Genomic DNA, 20045 nt, shown 5'->3' on the forward strand with positions numbered 1-20045 from the left:
TAATGTGCCGATAATCTGGCACTTGCTGCAACTGTTCTAGCAGATTATTCATCCGAATCGCTTCTCAATTTCCGATCGCCTTCTAAAAGTATTGTCATTTTTCTCTGCTTGTATGAAACCACCCTGCTCTCCGACACGGAGAGGGGAGATAAAGCACAGCTTTATCGGGGTGAGGTAATTGCTGTACCTCACTTGCTTAGGAAACGCTATAAATAATTTTAACAATTCGGCATCTAACGTCTTCTGGTTACAGTTTCAACAGAGATATCAACACAACCAGACAGGAAAAAACAGAGTTACATCTTGAAGGTTGGGTAAAGGAGTTTACTTAATGTATGAATAGTGATAAATAAATAACTGTATTAATCAATATTTTGGCCAAATTAATAGCCGAAAAAATTTGGGCAAAACTCGCAAAATAACCTAAAGATGAGGGTTTAACTTCAAAGGGAGCTTGGACTCTCAAAGAATGTTTGAAAAGTCGCAAAGTTTACCGAAGAACCTTACTTCGATTATTCTGACCACAAAAGGAACAAAGGCTTTAAAAACCCAACTCCTGACAAGGAAATGGATCTAGGTGATTATAAGCACAGGTGACACTGAGAACATAATTTTGGATATGGTGAAACGCATTTATCTATGCTGAAAAATACTTCTTTGAAGACATTTGCGACTGCCGCAGTAAGTAGTACGGCTTTTTTGTGTGTAAGTATTAATAACGCTTATGCAGCTTCTTTCAACTCCATTTCTCGTATTTATGCTTTTGGTGATAGCTATTCAGATAATGGGGCAGCACTTGAGATTACAACAGCAGCAGTCAAAGCTGGAGTGCCTGGAGCATTTATATTCCCCCGATTGGATGTATATGACTCTGAGGGTCGATGGACAAATAACCCCGGATTAACTTCAGTTGAGGTACTGGCAAAACAAGAAAATTTACAGTTAACAAATTATGCCGTAGGTGGTGCAAAAAGCGGTAATGGCAATTTAAGTACTTGGCTTGATCAATATCAAGATACAGGTTTATTCGGTCAAATCGAACAATATAAAACAGAAGTTAATCGCGTGGTAGATTCTAAAGCGTTATACTTCATTTTTATATCTACAAATGACTTATCAGAAAGGTTTTTTTATAATCAGACTGGTTCGGTCGATGCACTAGCTGATGCTGCTGTTAACAATATTGCTTCTGGAATATCACAACTTGCAGCGGTAGGTGCAGAACAGTTTTTTGTCGTAAATTCTACAGATTTAGCTGCATTACCGCTTTTTGAGCAATACTCCGAAGAGGCAGTTAACTTTAGAGATGTTATCAATGAAAGTCTTCCCGGTCAACTCGACACCCTGAATGAACAATTAGGTGTTGAAATTGCACTGTATGACCACGTTGCAATTAGCAACAAAATTCGTTCCACCCCACAGGCATATGGTTTGACCAATATAAATGATGCCTGCGAACTTTTATATTCTGCTGCCTCTCGTCCTGGTTGTTCAACACCTGATAATTATTATTACTTCGACGAGATTCATCCCACTCGTCGCGTACATCAAATCATTGGTGAAGATATGGCAAATTTCTTAGATACACAAAAAACAAAAGCTGTTCCAGAACCATCAACTGTTATAGCTTCGATATTTTGTATAGGTATAGCAATTTTACTACGGCGTAAAGTTCATAGTAGCTAAAAACATTACCGTGCCAACTAGCAGGAGTGCTAAAACCGAATTACCAACAGTAGCTTCAATACAAGAAATTTCCGCAGCGATCGCCCAAATCTGCATGAGGGCTAATCTGAAGTAATTTAAGTCGCAATTCAGCTTTACCGAAAAGTTTTTCAACGGATGCAACCCAGGTGGTATAACGAATTCCATTCGTTGGAAGCTCACGTTAAAATTTAAACTTTGAAAAGGTTTTTTAACCGTTTCCTTACCCAATCCAAAGGATTTTGGTCATCTTCTGTAGTATCAACTAAACCCATGTCTCGTAGCTGTTGTTGACGCTGTGCAAGTTCTTCTTGATTTTTTGCTAACTCTTCTACAATTTGCTCATATAACTCTGGATTATCTCTTAAGAGTTTTTGAAAACCATTTTGGTTAATGGCAAATAATACTGTCTCTTCTATTGCTTTAATTGAAGCAGTACGAGGAATTCCCAGCATCAAAGAAATTTCCCCAAAAAAATTCCCAGCTTGTAGGTTGGTGAGATGTTTGTTAATTTTTTCTACATACACTTCTACAGCACCTGAAAGAATTATGTAGAAGGCATCTCCTGGGTCATTTTCACGAAACAAAACCTCCGATCTTTGCAAGCGTTGTCGGTATCCATTTTCTATCAATTGCCGTAATTCTGGGTCAGAAAAGTTTCCAAAGTACTTTATCTGGCGCAGTAAATTACTGAGAGAGAACCGTTGTTGAGTTGGTAATGTAACGTGTGACGATTCCTGATTATTTTTATCTAGATTATTCTCTGTATTTTTAAGCAATAAATACGTATCTATAATAGATAAACTAATTCCTTGTTGACGGAGACTATACTCGATTTCAAAATTCAAAGAACTTTTAATAAATTCTCTTTCATTGGGTCGGTCAATCCAAACCAAAAGTTCAAATTTAAAACAATTATCCCCAAATTCTACAAACAAAACTTTAGGATTTGGATTATTAAGAGCTGCTGATTCCATGTATGCAGCGTTTAATAGAGCTTCTGTAACTGCCAAAGGATCACTATCATCTGGAACTCGTACGGGTATTCTCAAACAACAACTTGAACTTTCATAGCTCCAATTAACAACTTTGTTATCAATCATGTTACTATTTGGAACAATGACAGATGAATTATCAAGAGTTTTGATGATGGTAGACCGAATAGAAATGGCTTTGACTGTTCCACTTAAACCATCTAATTCAACATAGTCTCCTACCTTGACAGGTCGGTCTAATAAGAGTGTGAGACCACTGACAAAGTTGGTTGTCAAATCCTGGATACCGAAGCCAATGCCTACTCCCAAACCACCTGCTAAAACTACCAAAGAGCCGAGGTTAAAGCCAATGCTTTGCAGAACAATAATGATGCCTAAGCCAACTAGCAAATAACGAACAATAACAGCGATCGCCTCCCGGTTACCTTCGTCCATTTCCACTCTAATGAGTAGTCTATTTTTAAGAAAATTACTGAGAGTGTTAGAGAGGAAAATAACTAATATGACCGACAGAATGAAGACAATAATTGATTGAAAAGATACACTATTATCGCCAATTTTAAATAATGTCAATTTCCACAACTTTAATAATTCTGTCCATAGTTCTTGGACAAGAGTGACTATTGTTGCTAGTTGATTGTGGCTGAAAACTTGTTTTTGTATCAAAACATACCTCTTTTTAACGCTTTAACGTTTTTTAAGGCTACGGTAAGGCTTTGTCCATAGAATGAATAACATACATAAGCTACGAACTGATGCAATTCTTGACTAGTCAGTCGAAAGTAAGCTGTTGCGCTTTTAACTTGCATATTATTTTGATCTAGTCAATCATTGAAACTCTTTTCCCTTTATCTCCCGCTGCCTCATGCCTTCTGCCTTGCTGTTGTGCATTAAAAATGCACAATAGCTTATTAAACTAAGCATAAACACAAGTATAATAAGATTGATTATTTAAGTTAATATCTATCTCACAAAAAATACTAATCTGCGGAAAGCCTGGAAATTGACACGCGGAAGCAAATCCACTCTTGACCATCACTAAATGCAACTTATTATCTGAATCTATGTTAATGTTGCTTTTCTATATCCAAAATGACCGTTATGCCTTGGAGAGTAAGCATGTTGTAGAGGTAGTACCTAAAGTAGTACTGAAAACTCTACATCATGCGCCCGATTATATCGCTGGTATATTTAACTACCGGAATAGTCTTGTACCAGTGATTGATTTATGCCGTTTAATTCAGGGTACTCCTTGCCGTCCTCTATTCAGTAGTAGGATTATCTTGGTGAATTACCCCCACAACGATAATTCTCTTACGGGAAGCCGCTACCAGACACAGACACAAGAGGCGAATGCCTCTCAACCATCGCATATTTTAGGATTGATGGCAGAGCGCGTAACCGACACATTCCGCAAGCAAGAAACTGAGTTTTTTGTGCCAGGAATTAAAGTTGATACTGCTCCCTATTTAGGAGAAATGATGAATGATGCACAAGGAATGATTCAATGCCTTCAGTTGGATAACATTTTGCCAAAACGAGAGCGAACTTTACTGTTACCTCAATAGCAGATGTAAATTTTATCACTACAAGACTCTGTAGTCATAAATCTACTTTTCATATATAGGAATCCGATTTGATTATTGAAAAAACAGGTTATTGAAGAATTAGAGAAAAAGTGTATAATTATGACGCAAATATTATTTGAGTCATCCAGTTCAGTCACTTTGATTTTTATTATCAGCTTACATAACTATTTTCACAAAAATTATCAGGATAGGTTCATATGTTTCACGGTGTGCCAGAAAAACAAATGCATTTTGTTAGATGGCTGCTTGTTAGTGGCTGGCTTTTACTCATTGTTTCGTTATTCTATGACCCGATTTCGCCCTACCTAACACAGCCTACGACGGAATGGAGCATTTTTCGTCTTAGTCCGGATTTGTTAGATCCGGTGAAATGCAAAGAGGTTGCGACAGTACAAGGAAAGTGTATTGATGTCAAACCTTTTGCTGTTGGAGCAAAAATATTCTGGGGAATTGTGATACCTTGCGGTGTCATGATTCTGATAGTTTTTGGTCATGAAACATGGCGACGCATTTGCCCGTTATCTTTTCTATCACAAATTCCTAGAGCATTAGGAAAGCAACGTCAACGCAAAATTACCAATCCCCGTACAGGAGCGGTGCGCTATGAACTGGCTAAGGTATTAAAAGATTCTTGGCTGGGACGCAATCATTTATACTTCCAATTTGGATTTCTCTGCATTGGTCTTTGCTTGAGAATTCTCTTCATTAACTCAGACCGTTTGTTTTTGGGGTCTTTTTTGCTCCTCACCATCCTATCAGCCATATTAGTAGGATATTTATATGCTGGTAAAACTTGGTGTCAGTATATCTGTCCTATGGGTCCGGTGCAGATGGTCTACAACGGACCAAGAGGATTGTTTGGAAGTGAGGCGCACCAAGGACAGAAACAGATTATCACTCAATCTATGTGTCGAGCAGTGGACAAAGAAGGTAGTGAGAAAAGTACCTGTGTGAGCTGCCAATCTCCTTGTATGGACATTGATGCAGAACGATCTTATTGGGAAGTTTTCAACAAGCCTGGTCGCCGATTTGTTCAGTACGGCTATGTAGGATTGGTCGTTGGATTTTATCTCTATTACTTCCTGTACTCAGGCACTTTTGATTACTACTACTCTGGAGTTTGGAGTCACGAAGAAAATCAGTTGGCAACTCTTTTCGCTCCGGGATTTTACATTTTTGGTCAGTCAATTCCTATTCCTAAATTGGTTGCTGTTCCGCTCACGATTGGGGCTTTTGTAATAGCTAGCTATTTCTTATTTTCTAGGATAGAAAAGGCTTATAAGGCTGATCGGCAACGCATTAATAAACCTCTGAGTCAACAACAAGTACAACACATAATTTTTTCAATTAGCACGTTTCTAGTCTTTAACATTTACTTTTTGTTTGCTGGGCGACCGATACTCAAACAGCTACCAACTTTTGTGGAGCTAGGATTTAACGCTTTGGTCATCCTTGTCAGTACAGTGTGGCTTTATAGAACGATTGCTCGTAGCGCAGAAACCTATTCACGAGAAAGCCTTGCCGAAAGTCTGCGTCGTCAGTTGAGCAAACTCACGGTTGACTTCTCCAAATTTTTAGAAGGTCGAACAATGGAGGAACTCAAACCTGATGAGGTTTATGTTCTTGCCAAAGTACTGCCCAGTTTTAGTAAAGAATCCAGTTTTCAAGTCTACAAAGGGTTACTACGGGAAGAATTGGAACAAGGAAATATTGACCCTGCCAATAGCTTGGAAGGACTCAAGCAAATTCGCCTGGAACTGGGGATTAAGGACGAAGAGCATTATAATATCCTCACAGAACTGGGAGTGGAAAACCCAGATTTGCTCGACCCAAGCAAGCGAAGAAGCCGGGAAAACCAATTACGGATTGAAAATTATCGGCAAGCCCTAGAACTGCAACTTCTGGACTTAGTGGAGACGGGTGTTCCTCTGCGTCAAGCACTCCAAAGCAGAGAAAAGCAAATTCAAGCTTTGAAGCAGGAGTACGGAATTACGGCAGAGGAACAAGCACAAATCTTGGGACAGATAACTGATGAAAACAGTGCTATTCTCCGCAAAGCAGAAATGCTGTTAGAGCAGTTAAAGCAACTAACTGTCCGTGACCAAATACTGAGCAATTTGGTTCCTAACCCCTCTGCACCTGTGTATATTTTGCTGCGATTGGTTGCCATTCACAACAAAGAACAAATTGTCACCAAGCAACTGCTAAATATTCTAGAAGTTTTGGGAGATGCACCTGAAGCTGTGAAAATTGCCAATGCGATGGGATTACTCGCAGACAATGTCTTGCCCAAAATATTTCAAGAATCTACTGAGAATACACAGTGGCAAGAAAGACTCAGTGCAAAGGCGATCGCCATACTACAATCAGATGAGTTAGAACCAGCAACGCTTGATACTCAAGCACAGATGGTTGATGACGAAATACCAACTCAGCTCTTCATTGCTGGACAACCGATACCAAAAGTCACATCAACAAAACGTCAGACTTCTGTGATTGAAGTCCTCAAGGAACTTCTGCAAGAGCTAGAGCCACTTGTCCAAGCAGCAGCACTTCATGCACTTGCTCAACTCGATCCTCAACAAAGTCGGCAATATGCACATCAGTTACTCAATTCGACGAAGCCCGGAGATTGGCTGGTAAAGGAAACAGCAGAAAATATTTTGGGTCTTTCCAACGCACAAGTGACCACTATGGTGCAAACTTTAATCGTCCAAGTGATGGTAAGAGACACAAAAGAACAGCTTTTCTTCCAGCAACCAGCTATCCAAATCGGACGAAGCGTGACAAATGACATCATCTTGCCCAGCCCGAAAGTCTCCCAACAGCACGCCATTCTTCAGCTTGACGAGCAAAAAGCCAGCGTGACTGTGCTCAAAAGTGCTTATGGTTTGCGGATTAATGACAAACGCGAGCGAAACAATACAGTACGGCTTAATCAGGGAGATGTGATTCGGTTTAGTCAAGCGGAGGAACCTTCGATTACCGTCAATTGGAAAAAGCAAGCGTCGATGCAGTCCGTCGCACCCTCTGAAAGGTTAAGTACTCTAGAAAAGCTGTTTTTGTTATTTGAGACTAGCCTCCTGAGAACTGTGAAGCCGGAAGCACTTATTGAATTGGCTCGTCAGGCAGAGATTCGAGTTTATACTCAGGGTGAAATGATGTGCAAGGCAGGAGAACCATCCAATGAACTACTCCTGTTAATTGATGGTGAAGCTGATGTCACAGTTTTGCGAGGGGAGAGTGAGGTTGTGATCAATATGGTTCGGACAGGTGAAACCATCGGTGAGATGGGAGTCATCAGCCGCCAGCCACGTTCAGCAAACGTAGTCGCTAAAGCCGAGAGAAATCGAGCATTGGTGATTGAGACTAAGGATTTTGAGGCAGTGTTACGTAACGATCCTGACGTGTCGAGGAGCCTTTTGCTCAACATAATTGGTCGCCTGCAAAGGCTAACAACAAAAGTCACGTCTCAATCTTAACCATAAAAGTTGGGAAATAAGGCAATGCTCAAACTCAAACTTTTCAACTCAAAAGCACCCACAGAGGGCAAAGAGCTAGAAATAAACCCAGAAATGCTGATCAATGGTGAGTGTTTCATTGGGCGATCGCGCAATTGTGGTATCGTTCTCCCCAGTTCTGAGGTGAGTCGCATTCATGGAAGTTTGCGCCGTGAGAAAGAACAATATTACTTTAGTGACCTTGCCAGCCTTGGTGGTTCTCGAATTAATGATGAAGTGGCAAATGTCAACCAAAAGTATCTCCTCAAAAATAATGACATTATTCGGATTGGTGAATTTATCCTCACAGTTGAAGCAACTTCATCAAATGGACACCACCTCACGCAAACCGAGGAAGTTCAAACTCAACCTTCAACTCAGAAGAAATCAGCAAACATCACCATCTCTGTTCCCCATCAACAAGTTGAGTCTACCCGTCACCCTAGTGAGTATATGCCGGTTGCACTTGTACCACCAGACCAGATGAGTCGATGGATGAAAGGGGATGTGATGGTTCGCTGTGTGGCAGTGATTGACGAAACCCATGATGTCAAAACTTTTCGCTTTGCTGCTGAAGCATCATTGTTATTTACCTACCAACCGGGTCAGTTTATGACCCTAAATTTGGAAATCAATGGCAAGCCAGTCAAACGCTCTTACTCAATTTCTTCCACCCCTTCACGACCCCACACTTTGGAAATTACAGTTAAGCGTGTCCCATCCCCACCAGATGCTCCTGATATTTCACCAGGATTGGTGTCCAACTGGTTGCACGACAACTTAAGAGTCGGTCATGAAATCAAAATCAGCGGTCCGTTGGGAAAATTCACTTGTTTTGCCAGTCCTTCCGAGAAAATGTTGATGATTTCCGCAGGAAGTGGCATAACGCCAATGATGTCTATGTCACGCTGGGTTTTGGATACTGCTGCTGATTGTGATATCATCTTTTTTCATTGCGCTCGCAGTCCCCGCGATATTATTTTCCGCCAGGAATTGGAGTTGATGTCCTCGCACAATCCTAAGTTTCGTCTAGCGTTCTCCATCACTCGACCAGAACCTGGTCAACCTTGGTGGGGCTTTACTGGGAGACTCACCGAACAATTGCTATATGCGATCGATCCAGACTTTTGGCAGCGTACAGTTTACGTCTGTGGTCCCAATTCCTTTATGCAAGGGGTCAAAACCATGCTGGAGCAAATCGGTTTCCCGATGCAAAACTACTACGAAGAAAGTTTTGGCGGAGCGAAAAAGGCAAAATTGCAGCCATCATCAACCCCAGTGCCCCCTGCTGCGAATCCTCCCATTGCTCCTACTGTTGCTCCTCCCCCATTCGTTGAACCAGTTGCTGAGGTCACGCCAACAGTAGCACAGCCAGTGGTTTCAACCGTAGTTGCGGCATCGCAGACAGCAGCTTCCGTAATTTTGGTCTTTTCCAAATCAGGTAAAGAAATCACCTGTGGAGGAGAAGACCCGATTTTGGATCTGGCAGAGCAAGAAGGAGTCAATCTTGATAGTAGCTGTCGCAGCGGAGTTTGTGGCACCTGTAAAATTCGGAAGCTACAAGGCGAGGTAAAGTATACAGGAGAGCCTGAGGCACTCGATGAGAGCGAGCAAGAAGAAGGGTATATTTTGACTTGCATTGCTTACCCAACAGGGAAAGTTATCATCGACGCTTAGGACTCATCTTTGATGATGTATCAATTAACCCTCTTTTGTCAGGCGCTCCACGGTTTGACCTGAAGTTGCAGCGACTACTTTCTCCACCATCCTCACCATGCCTAACAAAATACTTTAGTTGCAACTATTACTTATCAGCAGGTGTTACTCCCTCTATTGATTTCGGTATTTGTTTGTGAAAATATATATAATTAAACCATAAACTCTATTTTTATTATGTGTATAGTCGTAATAGCTGCGACGGTTGTATCTTTTGCAATTAGTGCTTTTTCCGCCTTCAAGTTATTAAACACTGAAAGCTCTCTAATGGATTTCCTAATCTTAATAATAAGCTTTTTAGGTGGAGTAGTTTTAATTAGTATTTACTCTAGTAGTTTACAATGTTAATGATAAAATATAGATTTATTTTACACAACAACAAATTAGAATCATCGATAGGAATAGTCTATCATTGATTCCGGTTTTATTATGTACCTACCGTACAAATCAGTGATTAGTTTCCATATCTACGTAAGTTCGGAGAGGCTTTATTTTTCTTTTTGTTTATTTTTTTCATGACGGATTTTATTTTTCTCCCTGTCTATTAGTAAACGTTCATATTCTTCTCTAAATTGTTGTTCTTCTTTAAGCTCACGTATTCGTTCTTCTTCATTTGCAGCCTTAGTGCTTTTAATTAAGAAGAATAAAGCAATGGGAAAAACAACGTAAGCAAGCAAATCAGTCATATATTCATTAATCCTTATTTTGCTTTAAGAAACAGTTATTTATTATTCATGTTTCTAAAAAGCCCTCTCCAAGGATTTTTCAATTTTTCTTCTTCTGCCTTCTTTTTTTTCTCCATGTCTTCGTTTTCAATTTCAAGTTCTGCTATGTGTCTAATCCTTTCTTTCTCATAATCTTCCATCGCTTTTTTGACTCCCCACCGTTCTTTTTCTTTTTCCTCTAATTTAACATCGTTCCTTGTTAAAAAGACTACGAACCAAGCAAAAGCAACAACTGGTAATACGATGTATGCAATAAATTCTTTCATATTTACTACTTAAAATAAAAAAGGTATTGTTTTTAACAATCATATTGCTATTTAGTAGATTATACATGAATAATGGTCAGAGGAGTATGTCGAAATAAGTATAAAGTGGGATATTTGTAAAGAATGATTATAGACATTCGTTTGACGATGATTTGCACAACAGCATTGGCAAAGATAATTGTAGGTTGGGTTGAGGAACGAAACCCAACAAAGCCGAGAGAATGTTGGGTTTCGTTCCTCTGGATTTGCAGGGTTTTGTCTGACACAAACGTGCCGGAACGTTAGTCGGCCATTACTGTTGCAGTGGGTCAATCTCAATGCGCCGAAGCAGAGCCGTGCGACCGTGATATCGACCTATTGGCAGGCGAATGCACTTGGTAATATCGCTGGAACTCCAGTGCTTGGATGGCTTGCTAGAATAGCTTCCCTGCGAACGGCGCTGAGTGCGGGAACGCTGGTGTACATTACGACGATACCGATCTTACTCATCGCCCAACGACGGTGGAAGCGCGCGCAGCAGGTGCCTATGGTTACGGGAGAACAGTAGCCTTTATGTAGCACAGGAGCAGACATCTGGGTTCGAGGTGAGAAGGCGCTTATTTCTGCCGCCGAACGGTTATGGTCAGCGGTTGTCAGTCACTCTACAACTCGACAAGCAGCTTGAGTCAATCCGCTGCACCAGAATGGTTAGACGGAGTTCGCGGTCTTTGCAGAATACACCAAACATTGTTATGCGGCGATCGCGCTACATCCATCAATTTAACCTTACAAAACTAATTGAGTTGCTGCTGAAGTTGCTGAACCTCTTCAACTGATAACCCTGTTCCACGAGCAACTGCTTCAACCGACAACCCATCGCGTAAGAAGTTGAGCGCAATTTCCCTTTGTTTTTTCACTTCCCCTTCCGCCAGAATAGACTGATACACTGTAGACTCTTGCATGATGTCCCTCCGCAATATACGATAAATCACGTCTTCTTCCAATTGTAGCCCAGCTAAAATCCCGGACGCTGCGATCAGATTCGCTTGAGTTTGGGGATTGGCGACCTGTTCCGCCCTTTGAGATGCTTGGCGAAGCGTCTCCTCGACATTTGCGCTTTGCCCCAGTGCTGCAAAGGGAATCAGTCCAGGATATTGCAGGAAAAGCGAGGCAGGTTGCTCCCACAAGCGAATCACTTCAAACTCATGCCGCGTTCGTTCCATTGTAAAGCTCGTTTGGTAGACCAGAGGTGAGTTGGTCTGCTTCAGATAAATGACAAATTGCCGCATCGGTTTGGTCGGGTCTCTGCGATAGCCTCGCACTCGATAGTCCAGAACGCGGAATGGAATGACCTTTTTAGGCAGTGTTTGGAATTCGAGATGCAGAATCTCGTCGTCCGACTCCAGGAAAATCAGGGCATCGGCACGAATCGGGTCAAGGGAGAGTTCAGAGGGCTGAAGTTCCGTCAGGGTGACAGATTTACCCAGCAGCCAACTGGCGAAGTCGGCTGAGAAGTGTTCGGCTAGGAATCGGCAGGTATCATCATACATAATAGGTACGATGGTACCATTAAGCACACGACTTGATTTTGAGCAAATCTAAAGTTTGGTGAATTTTATTGTTGCGGGCAATTCAACTCGCTAGGTGGCTTAAGCATCTGGTTGGAAAAGAATAGGTGAGATCGCTCTCACCTTGCTTGTAAAGAGGCGATCGCTACGAATCAATTTCCCTCTTCAATCAGTCTTCTTTGTTGAATGTAAAGCCGAAACTGGGCGAAATAGTTTTCCCATTGAGTTTTTTGAATATCGCAGCTACTCCGCATAATAGGATATGATGCAGCACCTTGATAGCAACTCTCAAGAACAATGTTTGCGTTATTCAATTCATGCTCGTACAAGGCAAGTACTTCATCAAGTGTCAAGTTATCCAGTTGTTGTCGTGTTGCCGCAAGTGTTTGTGGAGCATACAGAACGGAACATAGAAAGATTACGAACAAAATGATTTTTTTAGCATTTTGGGATCTCATAAATTCCTCTTGGACATACTACTTAGGTAGGAATACACTGACATCAATACGAACTCAAGTTTTTCAGATCATCGCACACAGTTATTTTTAAATCTTCTGTTGCGATTCTTGAGAAACTTAATCTTGCACACCAAATGATACGCCTCCGAATGTTCGCCATAACCGATCGCCCAGCGGCATAACTATTTATTATACGGAAAGTTTTCGTATAATCTTTTTTTAATCCTGATATATCAGGCATTCTAAGGAAATCCTGTTTGAATATACGGAAAACTTCTTTTTTACCCCCTTATTTGGGTATTATACAGAATTTTTCCGTATAACCACCCTTCACAGGAGGATTATATGGAATTTTTCCTTATATCCCTTGGTGTTATCAAGAACTTTTCTGTATAACATCCTGATTTAGAGTATTAAACGGAATTTTTCTGTATAACACCGATGGAACAACGCCCAAAGAAACTGCTTGAACAAGTACAAGATGTTATCCGGCTTAAACACTATTCTTACCAAATAGAGAAGACTTACATTTACTGGATTCGACGCTATATCCTTTTTCATAATAAACGCCATCCTAAAGATATGGGAAGTACCGAAATAGAAACGTTTTTAACGCATCTTGCGGTTAATGAAAATGTGGCTGCATCAACGCAAAATCAAGCACTTCATGCTGTTCTAAGGAAACGATCGCCTTCTGATTTTAATTTAGCGATCGCCTGATAATACTGCTCGAAAAAATTTATAACCTCTCACCAAAAGTGAAATTAGAATAACCCCTAATCATACCACAAAATATTTATGCAAGAGTTCTTTACTTGTGAGAAATCCGGGTTAGGGGGATCATCAATGTATTTTGCTACAAAACAAAACATTCCAAACATCCTCTGACTCATCATTCAAAAATCAAAAGTCTGACCTCGTTTCACAAAACCATGAAATCCATCTTTTCTGGCGTCAGGAAGTGTACCTGGTTGATAACCATACAACCAGATTTTATTTTTTATCTTGTCTGGCAAAGTCAATAGTTGCTCGTAATGAGCGTGGACTGTACTAGGAAATTTTGCTGTTTCACAATCGTGGAAGATAATATCTGCTTGCTCATAAAATTCTCCATTTTCTTCTAGAGCCAGTTGAGTATCTGTGGTTAAAAAGACTTTAGTTCCATTGATTTCAAAAAATAGTCCATAACTTGGCATTAAAAAATATCCATTATCAACATGTATCACTCTCACCGTATGAAACTTTATTCCTCCCCAAGTAAAATTTTCATGACGAGGAATTATATTCACGTTAAAAAAGGAATTTAAATCTGTCACATCCCCTTGAACCGATCTCATTCCGCCAGATAAACTTCTTTCCCAAATTTCACCTGCTAAATCTTTACTCAAATAAAGATTAGGCTTTTGGCAGCGTGGATCAAATTTTGTACTAAACCCAATGTATTCTAATCCTCCTATATGATCGGAATGCAAATGGCTAATATAAACATCAGTAATATCTAGATATGATAATTCAAATGCGTGTAATGAAAATCGAATATCTGAACCGCAATCAATTAAAAGTTTCTTCTCTTGGTCGGTTAAAAGTATATTTGATTGAAAATTGTCTGCTCCTACGGTAAAAGCTGAACCTGAACCTAAAAAGATTAACTTCATAAAAGTTATCAAGTATTAATAGTCTAAATTATTTCAGTGATTGATACAGTTCATCAAGCCCTGCTTTTATAGATGGAGGCATGGTAGTAAAACCAATATAAAAACTTCCTTGCTCTGCTGATTCTACCAAAACTTTAGCATAAATATCACCACTACCTTCTGTTGAAGTGGAAGGTGTTAAGAAGTTCAGCTTGAGATTGCTGAGTGGCAATGGTATTCCGTTAGTAGCACCTGGAATTGTACGAACAAGCGCTCTATTGGCAGAAAGCTTGACTAGACTTCCCTTCGATAAGTTATCATTAATATGCTTTCCATCAAAAACTGTATATTGTATTGAAATTTCTTCAGTAAGGGAAAAGAAGACTTCTTCTTCTTTGCTTAAGAAAAGATTATATTCTCCACCGATACCACCGACTTCATAGATGGTAATTGGCTGCTTAACTCCTTTTGGTGTTACTTGCCTTTCCCCATCAATTTTTACTAATTGTCCTACTTCTTTATAAGTCGATTCGGAAATGAAAATTTGACCACCAAGTGTGTAAGATTCAATGCGATAAGTAAGATTCACTTGGCTACCAACAATACCATATTTAGTGCGTTTATCTGAGCCAATATTTCCGACAACGACTTCACCAGTGTTGATCCCAATGCCCATTTCTAGTTTTGGTAAACCCCATTCTGCCATTTGTTCATTGACTGCTCCCATTGCCAATTGCATATCTACCGCACAGGCGATCGCACGAGTCGCATCGTCTTCTCTGGGGGTGGGCGCACCAAACAGAACCAAAATCCCATCACCCATAAATTCATCAATTGTTCCTTTGTATTTGGTAATAACTTCCGCCATGTGATGTAGATAGAAGTTGAGAACTTTCACCACTTCTTCAGGTGATAATCGTTCTGCTGTGGCTGTAAATCCTCTTAAATCAGAAGTAAATATAGTGATTTTTCGTCTCTCTCCACCCAGTTTCAATCCTTCAGGACTTTCTAACAAGCTGGCGACGACTTCATCACTGAGATAACGTCCAAAAACTTGACGAATGAGTTCATTAGATTTCTCTAATTTTCTAGAATAATTTTGGATCGCTTTATAAGCTTCATTTCGTTGTAATAAGTTGATATAACCTTTGGCATGGTAACGAATGCGAGCAATCAGTTCAACTCGATCGGGCAATTTGACCAAGTAATCATTCGCACCCAAAGCAAAAGCTTCTGCCTTAACTTTTGCATCCTCTTTTGAAGAAAGGACAATCATTGGTACATTACGAGTCGCCTTATTAGCACGAAAGAACCGCAACAAAAGTAAGCCATCAATGTCAGGCATAACTAAATCTTGCAGAATGACTTTTGGCGAAACCTCTATCGCTTTAGGAATAGCAACTGCTGGATCGCTACAGTAGTGAAAAATAATATCTTCTTCATCAGCTAACATCCGGCGTACCGCTTCACCAATCATAGGTTGATCGTCGATCAGGAGGACAGTAGTCGCGTAATCTGTGAAAAAAGATGATGTATTGTTAGCCATTTTTCTGCTTTAAAAGATTGAGCGCAATAATTGCTTTTCACAAGCTTGTGCGATCGCCTCAATTGGTAAAATCTCCACTGCGGCTTTCAACTCCACCGCTGCTTTTGGCATACCATAAACTACGGATGTCGCTTGGTCTTGAGCGATGGTATACCAACCTGTAGAACGCAAGGATAGTAGTCCTTGAGCTCCATCTTTTCCCATACCAGTTAATATGACTGCAACTCCCTTTCTAGTCCAGTGCTGAGCTACACTCTTAAAAAACACATCCACAGATGGACGGTAAGGATAATCGCGTGGTTCTTTAGTATACCAGAGACTCAAGTTTGGTTGTAATATGAGGTGGTCATTGGTGGCAGCAATCAAAACTTGCCCAACTTGTATCTGGGAACCAACTTGAGCCAGCTTAACTGGCAATCGTGATTGAGTGTTTAACCATTCAGCTAAGCCAGAGGTAAACTGTTCATCGACGTGCTGCACAATCACCACAGCAGCTGAGAAATTTGCTGGTAACCCAGAGAGAAGAACTGCAAGGGCTTGGGGACCGCCAGTAGAAGAACCAATGACAATCAATGGTGGGGTAAACTTGGATGGGGAACTTCCACGCTCTCGAATTCGCCCAGATGGCTTGCTCGTTTTCCCAATAAGTTTGCCTATTGTCGCAATTTTTTCTAAAATCCCTGCACCGCCTTCGATTTGCCCACTATGACCTAAAATAGGTGCATGTATGGTATCTAGTGCACCATACCCCATCGCTTCAAAAACTTTGGATGTATCCCCATTGACAGTATCTGTGATCAACAAAATCGCGCATGGAGAATCGCTCATAATTTGGCGCGTAACTTCTACCCCATCCATTACTGGCATAAGCAAATCCATCAATATCAAGTCAGGGGTATCTGCTGCACATTTTGTCACTGCTTGGGTGCCATTACTAGCAATCCAAGCAACTTTATAGTCTGGAACTTGTGCCAAGACAGACTTTAGCGCCTCTACTACGTTTGGGATATCATTAACAATAGCTATTCTCATAATAAAACTCGGGAAAATTATTCAAACTTCAAAGCGATTCGCCAATTAGGTCAAGAACGGCATTTATTAAACTATTGTCCTGAAAACTGCTCTTGGTTAAGTAATAATTAGCGCCAACTTCCAAACCACGAATTCGGTCTTCTGGACGGTCTTTGTAAGAAACAATAATCACAGGTACAGACTTCAAATTGGGATGATTTTTAATCCGGCTCGTCAGTTCTAACCCATTCATTCTGGGCATATCAATGTCACTGAGAACCAGGTCATATGAATTTGTCCTGACAGCATTCCAACCATCCATTCCATCTACAGTGACTTCAACTTCATAACCATTATTTTCTAGCAACTGCCGTTCCATTTCACGTACAGTAATGGAATCATCTACTACCAGAATCCGCTTGCGTGGTTTAGTGACGCCGCTGCCAGTCATTTTGTTAATTTTGCTTATCAGACCGACACTCAGCAATTTGTCAATTGAGCGTAGCAAATCTTCAACATCGACAATGAGAACAGGAGAACCATCATCCATTAATGCAACAGCGCTAATATCTGGTACTTTCCCCAAGCTGGGAACTAAAGGTTTCACAACCAAATCCCGCTCTCCAAGAAATTTATCGACGACCAAGGCATAACGACTCAAGCGATCGCTAATAATAATGCATGGTAATTCTTCTGAGTGGACATCAGAATTTGGCAATTCCAACACTTCATGAGCCGCCACCAATCCTATATTTTGCTCATCCAAAACAAAATACTGGCGATTTTCCACAACGGAAATAGAAGCGGGATGAATCATGACAATCCGGTCGATGCGCGTGAGCGGAAAAGCATAAGGTTCTCCTGATATCTCCACCAACAACGTGCGAATAACAGACAAAGTCAGTGGCAATTGTAAATGAAAACTCATGCCCTTTCCAAACTGAGATATCGCTCGCACGATACCTCTTACTTCCTGCACCATGCTTTGAACAACATCCAAACCAACACCGCGACCAGAAACTTCAGTCACTGCTTGTGCTGTAGAAAAACCTGGCAGAAATAAAAACTCCATCAATTCGGGTTCGGTTAACTGCTCCGCCATGTCAGCAGAGACCATACCCTTACTGATAATTTTTTGGCGTAGGCGCTCTAAATCTATCCCACGACCATCATCGGAAACTGTAATTGATAACATTCCCGCTCGATGAGCAACTTCCAATCGCACTGTCCCTTCAGGAGGTTTCCCTACAGCCTGCCGTTTTTCAGGTGACTCAAGACCGTGATCGATAGAGTTACGCAAAATATGGGTGAGGGGAGCCTCTAACTTTTCTAAAATATCACGATCTACTGGCGTTGATTTGCCAATAATTTCAAATTTCACTTGCTTTCCTAGGCGTCTGGCTAAATCCCGCATCATCCGGGGAAATCCCTGAGCACCATCTGCAAATGGGCGCATATTACTGGCAATAACTTCCCGATAGAGACGATCTGAAAGATTCCCAGAACGACGAGCAAATAATTCCAGTTCATTCAAGCGGTCGGATAGAATTTGGCGACATTCATTTGCCTTTGCCTTTGAAGTCGAGAGCGAGTTAGCAGCACGCTCATTCAGGTTTTCCCCAACTAGGGATTCCTGTAGTTTTTCCAGAAGATTAGATAGCTCAATTTGGGTTTTCTTGAGTCTTAGCAAGGAACTAGCAAACGGTTGTAGCCAGTTTGCTTCTACGAGAGATTCTCCAGCGAGTCCCATGATGCGATTGAGGTTATCTGCGCTGACTCGCACCACCCGGTCTGCTGATTTCGCTTTTTGAATTTCTGCAATATCTTTGGTCGATGTGGATGTGGTCGTTGCGGCTGGAGTTTTAGGTGATGAGGTAATGGCGGATGAGGGAGCAGGAGGAGTAGGGGAAGCTGGGGAAGATGAGGAAGAGACTTCTAATTTTGAATTTTGAGATTGCGTCGCTTCCCGCCACGGCTTCGCCTCGCGGCTTCGGCTCGCAACGCTTTGCGATTTTGAATTCTCTTGTCCTCTTGTCTCCTTGTCCTCAGTTTTCTGCGTTGGAATAGTAGAGATAGCTGCGACTAGGGTTTCAATTTCTACTTGATATTGAACTGACCAGTTTTCTATATCGGTTTCAGGAACTTGCGCGATCCGTAGGAGCACATTAATGCCTTGGAGGCAATTATCAATGTGCGAGCCGACTAGGGATTTTCCTTCCTTAGCAGCGATGAAGCAATGCTCAATAGCATGAGAAACTCGAAAGGCGGCATTAATTTGGACAATCCGGGAAGCCCCACTCAGTGTATGAGCAGCTTTTATCAAGGGTTCTAATTGTACTTTAGTATAACCAACCTCCGGGTTATTTTTGCGTTCTAGTAAACTTTCTTTCAGTATTGCTGATTGACCGATCACTTCCATACGGAATAAATCCAGCATGGAAAAATTTTCATCGTCTGGCAATTTGAGATTTTGGATTTCCACTGCAGACTCTGTAGAGGAGGACACTTGCGTACTTTGGGAAGCAAAAATAAGCGAAGTGTCCTTTATTACAGAATCATTCTCAATATTCTGTGTGTCCTCTATGATTGGCTTTGAATTGGGGGAAGGTATAGTAGATGCGGGTTCTAAGGATGAAGAAGTCAAACCTTCCTCGTTCCCGTCTTCCTGTGTTTCCTGATTCGGTGTCATGATAGCACAGAGAGGTGTTATTAAACTTTCAATTTCTCCTTCATTAGTTGCTATCCAGTTACTGACCTCGCTCTCATTAAGTTGAGAGAGGCGCTCAATCATATCAACCCCTTGCAGTAGCACATCGACTTGATCTGCTGAGTCAATCGCGATCGCTCCTTGCTGTGCGGCGACAAAGCAATCTTCCATAACATGGGCTATTTTCACGACAGCATCAAGTTGCACTGTGCGAGCAGCACCCTTGATAGAATGGGATGCACGCATCAAACTTTCAAGTTCTGTGCTGACGTTGGGGTTACCTTCCAGAGCTAAAAGATTATCGTTTAATATTATCGCTTGGGCTTCCACTTCCATACGGAATAAATCCAGCATGGAGAAATTGCTCATATCGTGATTAGTCATAAGTCATTTTATAAAACTTTACCGCAGAAGAATTCAGGAGCAAAGCCGGAGACGCTCCGCCTCCGGTCAGGAGTCAGGAGTCAGAATGAACACAATCGTGCGACTGGTGGGGATGAATAATATAGGACTTACGCACTGTACAAATTGGCTGTTATGTGCATAACGATATTTGGTTGTCGAGCGAGTGTTGGCGATCGCGCTTGTGCTGGCTCGCCAGTCCAAATGCAAACAAGCTAGGACTTGCAAATTGACAAAATCAATAT

At 41.2% G+C, this 20045-nt stretch carries 16 protein-coding genes; 5 read left to right on the forward strand and 11 right to left on the reverse strand.

The genetic code is table 11. The features are described 5' to 3' along the window. The first annotated feature begins 639 nt into the window (after positions 1 to 639). Complete coding sequence (locus LC586_RS24040) at positions 640 to 1686, forward strand: SGNH/GDSL hydrolase family protein (protein ID WP_229487174.1); 1047 nt, start codon at positions 640 to 642, stop codon at positions 1684 to 1686. On the opposite strand, the gene LC586_RS24045 is transcribed toward LC586_RS24040, so the two are convergent. Both LC586_RS24045 and LC586_RS24050 read right to left on the reverse strand, forming a co-directional pair. Beyond that, a complete protein-coding gene (locus LC586_RS24045) occupies positions 1660 to 1872 on the reverse strand; it encodes a hypothetical protein (protein WP_229487175.1) in 213 nt (70 codons plus the stop codon). The two genes, LC586_RS24040 and LC586_RS24045, sit on opposite strands and share 27 nt — an antisense overlap. Positions 1873 to 1895: 23 nt before the next feature. Continuing rightward, positions 1896 to 3365, reverse strand: coding sequence for a mechanosensitive ion channel domain-containing protein (locus LC586_RS24050; RefSeq protein WP_229487176.1), 1470 nt, complete (start codon positions 3363 to 3365; stop codon positions 1896 to 1898). Between the two features lie 362 nt (positions 3366 to 3727). Between LC586_RS24050 and LC586_RS24055 the strand changes: the two genes are divergently transcribed. The 3 genes from LC586_RS24055 (at position 3728) to LC586_RS24065 (ending at position 9465) form a co-directional block, all read left to right on the forward strand. Further along, a complete protein-coding gene (locus LC586_RS24055; RefSeq protein ID WP_229487177.1) occupies positions 3728 to 4267 on the forward strand; it encodes a chemotaxis protein CheW in 540 nt (179 codons plus the stop codon). A gap of 218 nt (positions 4268 to 4485) precedes the next feature. Continuing rightward, a complete protein-coding gene (locus LC586_RS24060; protein WP_229487178.1) occupies positions 4486 to 7770 on the forward strand; it encodes a cyclic nucleotide-binding domain-containing protein in 3285 nt (1094 codons plus the stop codon). Between the two features lie 24 nt (positions 7771 to 7794). Further along, on the forward strand, positions 7795 to 9465 hold the full coding sequence (locus LC586_RS24065) for an FAD-binding oxidoreductase (RefSeq protein ID WP_229487179.1): 1671 nt from the start codon (positions 7795 to 7797) through the stop codon (positions 9463 to 9465). Positions 9466 to 9992: 527 nt separating this feature from the next. Here the strand turns inward: LC586_RS24065 and LC586_RS24070 are convergent. The 5 genes from LC586_RS24070 to LC586_RS24090 form a co-directional block, all read right to left on the reverse strand. Beyond that, positions 9993 to 10190, reverse strand: a complete 198-nt coding sequence (locus LC586_RS24070) for a hypothetical protein (protein WP_229487180.1) — start codon at positions 10188 to 10190, stop codon at positions 9993 to 9995. Between the two features lie 35 nt (positions 10191 to 10225). Continuing rightward, positions 10226 to 10495, reverse strand: coding sequence for a hypothetical protein (locus tag LC586_RS24075; protein ID WP_229487181.1), 270 nt, complete (start codon positions 10493 to 10495; stop codon positions 10226 to 10228). A gap of 59 nt (positions 10496 to 10554) precedes the next feature. Beyond that, on the reverse strand, positions 10555 to 10761 hold the full coding sequence (locus LC586_RS24080) for a hypothetical protein (protein WP_229487182.1): 207 nt from the start codon (positions 10759 to 10761) through the stop codon (positions 10555 to 10557). Between the two features lie 507 nt (positions 10762 to 11268). Then, entirely contained in the window at positions 11269 to 12024 is a 756-nt protein-coding gene (locus tag LC586_RS24085) for an Rpn family recombination-promoting nuclease/putative transposase (protein ID WP_229487183.1), read from the reverse strand. Positions 12025 to 12194: 170 nt separating this feature from the next. Further along, entirely contained in the window at positions 12195 to 12500 is a 306-nt protein-coding gene (locus LC586_RS24090) for a hypothetical protein (protein ID WP_229487184.1), read from the reverse strand. Between the two features lie 441 nt (positions 12501 to 12941). Between LC586_RS24090 and LC586_RS24095 the strand changes: the two genes are divergently transcribed. Further along, positions 12942 to 13220, forward strand: coding sequence for a phage integrase N-terminal SAM-like domain-containing protein (locus tag LC586_RS24095; RefSeq protein WP_229487185.1), 279 nt, complete (start codon positions 12942 to 12944; stop codon positions 13218 to 13220). A gap of 176 nt (positions 13221 to 13396) precedes the next feature. On the opposite strand, the gene LC586_RS24100 is transcribed toward LC586_RS24095, so the two are convergent. From LC586_RS24100 to LC586_RS24120, 4 genes are read right to left on the reverse strand one after another with little or no spacing between them, the layout of a single operon-like run. Next, on the reverse strand, positions 13397 to 14155 hold the full coding sequence (locus LC586_RS24100; protein ID WP_229487186.1) for an MBL fold metallo-hydrolase: 759 nt from the start codon (positions 14153 to 14155) through the stop codon (positions 13397 to 13399). A gap of 28 nt (positions 14156 to 14183) precedes the next feature. Beyond that, positions 14184 to 15680, reverse strand: a complete 1497-nt coding sequence (locus LC586_RS41210; protein ID WP_306423286.1) for an adenylate/guanylate cyclase domain-containing protein — start codon at positions 15678 to 15680, stop codon at positions 14184 to 14186. A 9-nt stretch (positions 15681 to 15689) separates the two neighbouring features. Further along, a complete protein-coding gene (locus LC586_RS24115) occupies positions 15690 to 16712 on the reverse strand; it encodes a chemotaxis response regulator protein-glutamate methylesterase (RefSeq protein ID WP_229487187.1) in 1023 nt (340 codons plus the stop codon). Positions 16713 to 16740: 28 nt separating this feature from the next. After that, on the reverse strand, positions 16741 to 19782 hold the full coding sequence (locus tag LC586_RS24120) for a hybrid sensor histidine kinase/response regulator (protein ID WP_229487188.1): 3042 nt from the start codon (positions 19780 to 19782) through the stop codon (positions 16741 to 16743). Positions 19783 to 20045: the final 263 nt, after the last annotated feature.

The organism is Nostoc favosum CHAB5714 (assembly GCF_020829495.1).
GTDB classification, from domain to species: domain Bacteria; phylum Cyanobacteriota; class Cyanobacteriia; order Cyanobacteriales; family Nostocaceae; genus Nostoc; species Nostoc favosum.

Coding starts and splice junctions, on each gene's coding strand:
- LC586_RS24100 (WP_229487186.1), bottom strand. CDS start 14,155: ATGAAGTTAATCTTTTTAGGTTCAGGTTCAGCTTTTACCGTAGGAGCA.
- LC586_RS24060 (WP_229487178.1), top strand. CDS start 4,486: ATGTTTCACGGTGTGCCAGAAAAACAAATGCATTTTGTTAGATGGCTG.
- LC586_RS24120 (WP_229487188.1), bottom strand. CDS start 19,782: ATGACTAATCACGATATGAGCAATTTCTCCATGCTGGATTTATTCCGT.
- LC586_RS24045 (WP_229487175.1), bottom strand. CDS start 1,872: ATGGAATTCGTTATACCACCTGGGTTGCATCCGTTGAAAAACTTTTCG.
- LC586_RS24085 (WP_229487183.1), bottom strand. CDS start 12,024: ATGTATGATGATACCTGCCGATTCCTAGCCGAACACTTCTCAGCCGAC.
- LC586_RS24090 (WP_229487184.1), bottom strand. CDS start 12,500: ATGAGATCCCAAAATGCTAAAAAAATCATTTTGTTCGTAATCTTTCTA.
- LC586_RS24070 (WP_229487180.1), bottom strand. CDS start 10,190: ATGACTGATTTGCTTGCTTACGTTGTTTTTCCCATTGCTTTATTCTTC.
- LC586_RS24040 (WP_229487174.1), top strand. CDS start 640: ATGCTGAAAAATACTTCTTTGAAGACATTTGCGACTGCCGCAGTAAGT.
- LC586_RS24075 (WP_229487181.1), bottom strand. CDS start 10,495: ATGAAAGAATTTATTGCATACATCGTATTACCAGTTGTTGCTTTTGCT.
- LC586_RS24065 (WP_229487179.1), top strand. CDS start 7,795: ATGCTCAAACTCAAACTTTTCAACTCAAAAGCACCCACAGAGGGCAAA.
- LC586_RS41210 (WP_306423286.1), bottom strand. CDS start 15,680: ATGGCTAACAATACATCATCTTTTTTCACAGATTACGCGACTACTGTC.
- LC586_RS24115 (WP_229487187.1), bottom strand. CDS start 16,712: ATGAGAATAGCTATTGTTAATGATATCCCAAACGTAGTAGAGGCGCTA.
- LC586_RS24095 (WP_229487185.1), top strand. CDS start 12,942: ATGGAACAACGCCCAAAGAAACTGCTTGAACAAGTACAAGATGTTATC.